The sequence below is a fragment of the Flavobacterium psychrophilum DSM 3660 = ATCC 49418 genome, assembly GCF_002217405.1.
Lineage (GTDB): Bacteria > Bacteroidota > Bacteroidia > Flavobacteriales > Flavobacteriaceae > Flavobacterium > Flavobacterium psychrophilum.
Genome location: NZ_MUHE01000025.1, coordinates 57,207 through 59,627 on the forward strand (window position 1 = coordinate 57,207; position 2,421 = coordinate 59,627).

Annotated in this window: 1 protein-coding gene; it reads right to left on the bottom strand. The window is 34.5% G+C overall.

Annotated elements, in window-relative coordinates:
• Window positions 1-134 precede the first annotated feature (134 nt).
• Window positions 135-1,931 carry a translation elongation factor 4 gene (lepA, locus tag B0A57_RS07230; protein WP_011964332.1) on the bottom strand — a complete coding sequence of 599 codons (1,797 nt, stop codon included), beginning with the start codon at window positions 1,929-1,931 and terminating at the stop codon, window positions 135-137.
• Window positions 1,932-2,421: the final 490 nt, after the last annotated feature.

Consider the following 2,421-nt stretch of genomic DNA (forward strand, 5'->3'; position numbering starts at 1 on the left):
CAGTATTTTTAAAGCTAAATAGGTATAAATATTTCACTGTTTTTGTGTATTCTTTGTGAAATAATTTAAACAACAAACCCAATCACTTTCGCAATTGGGTTTGTTTATTCGTCTTTTATTTAAAAGTCTAAGGGCTAATCATTCAATTTCAAAACGGCCATAAATGCTTCTTGCGGAATTTCTACATTTCCTACTAAACGCATTCTCTTTTTACCTTTTTTCTGTTTTTCTAATAATTTACGTTTACGAGAAATATCTCCACCGTAACATTTTGCAGTTACATCTTTTCGTAAGGCTTTTATGGTTTCTCGAGCAATAATTTTTGCTCCAATTGCGGCTTGAATTGGAATGTCAAATTGCTGACGAGGGATGAGTTCTTTTAGTTTTTCACACATTTTTTTACCAATGTGGTACGCATTACTTTCGTGTATTAATGCTGATAAGGCATCGACCGAAGTAGCATTTAACAATACATCAAGTTTTACTAATTTTGAAGTTCTCATACCAATAGGGGAGTAGTCAAAAGAGGCATATCCTTTAGAAACGGTTTTTAATCGGTCATAAAAATCGAATACAATTTCTGCCAAGGGCATGTCGAAATTTAATTCGACACGTTCTGTAGTTAGATAGGTTTGATTGGTAATTACACCACGTTTTTCGATACATAATCCCATTACGTTTCCTACGAAATCGGCTTTGGTAATGATAGTCGCTTTTATATATGGTTCTTCAACACGGTCTAGTTTTGATGGTTCTGGCAAATCAGTAGGGTTGTTTACGATCATGCCAACTTCGGGTTCTTTTTTGGTATAAGCCAAGTAAGAAACGTTGGGAACTGTAGTAATTACAGTCATATTAAACTCACGTTCTAAACGTTCTTGAATAATTTCCATGTGCAACATTCCTAAAAATCCGCAACGGAAACCAAAACCTAATGCTGCAGAGCTTTCGGCAGCAAAAACTAATGAAGCGTCGTTTAGTTGTAGTTTTTCCATCGAGTTACGAAGTTCTTCGTAATCGTCTGTGTCAACGGGATAAATTCCTGCAAAAACCATTGGTTTTACATCTTCAAACCCAACAATCATATTGGTTGTGGGTGTTTTTGCATCGGTTAGGGTATCCCCAACTTTTACTTCCTTAGCTTCTTTAATTCCTGAGATTAAATACCCAACATCGCCAGCAGAAATAACATTTTTAGGAACTTGATTTAGTTTTAATGTGCCAATTTCGTCGGCGAAATATTCATTTCCAGTGGCCATAAATTTTATTTTCTGACCTTTCTTTATCTGACCATTTTTTACACGAAAAATAACTTCGATACCACGAAACGGATTGTAATGCGAATCGAAAATTAAAGCTTGTAATGGTTCCTCGATATTTCCTTTTGGGTGAGGGATTTTCTCGATAATAGCAGCTAAAATATTTTCGACACCAAAACCTGTTTTTCCAGAAGCGTGAATAATATCTTCTAGTTTGCAACCCAATAAATCGATAATATCGTCCGAAACTTCTTCTGGATTAGCGCTTGGTAAATCGACTTTATTTAAAACAGGAATAATTTCTAAATCATTTTCGAGGGCCAAATATAAATTTGAAATGGTTTGTGCCTGAATACTTTGTGCAGCATCTACAATAAGTAATGCGCCTTCGCAAGCGGCTATAGATCGAGAAACTTCGTAGGAAAAATCTACGTGACCAGGCGTGTCTATCAAATTTAAGATATATTCTTGTCCTTGATAGGTGTATTCCATTTGTATGGCATGACTTTTTATAGTAATACCACGTTCCCGTTCCAAGTCCATGTTGTCTAGCAACTGTGCTTTTTCTTCACGAGCAGTAACAGTTTGTGTGGCGCCAAGAAGCCTGTCGGCAAGGGTGCTTTTTCCGTGATCTATATGTGCAATAATGCAAAAATTTCTAATATGCTTCATCTTCTTTATCGGTCAAAATTTCTATTAAACACGATTGTGTTTAATCTGCAAAGATAACGTAAAGTTAGTCAGTGTCAAAGGGGATAAAACAGATAAATAGGGAATCATTATTATTTTTATTTTCAAAGGGATACTTTTGTTGGCTTATAGCTGTTTTTATTAATAAAAAAAGATTTACGAATCATGAAAAAAACCCTAAAAATGAAGTGTAGGTGCTGAAAGAGGCGCAATGTCTTATAAATATTTTAATGCTAACGGAAATCATTATTTTGTTTTTTAGACAACCTTAAAAATATTGACCTGTCATTAGACAAAACACCAGCAAAACATACTGATGGGCAAGGAGGTTATTTGACGGCTGTTAAAATTTCTGATTCAGAGGATCATTTACCGGAAGGATCGATATTAAATTCTAGAGAAGTCGAAGATTTCAAGATTTACCAATTCTATACTAATAGAATCTTAAAAATAAGTAATACCATTTAAAGTT

Bases quoted from the DNA above. Each gene is read 5' to 3' on its own strand.
- lepA (WP_011964332.1), bottom strand. From the start codon at position 1,931: ATGAAGCATATTAGAAATTTTTGCATTATTGCACATATAGATCACGGA.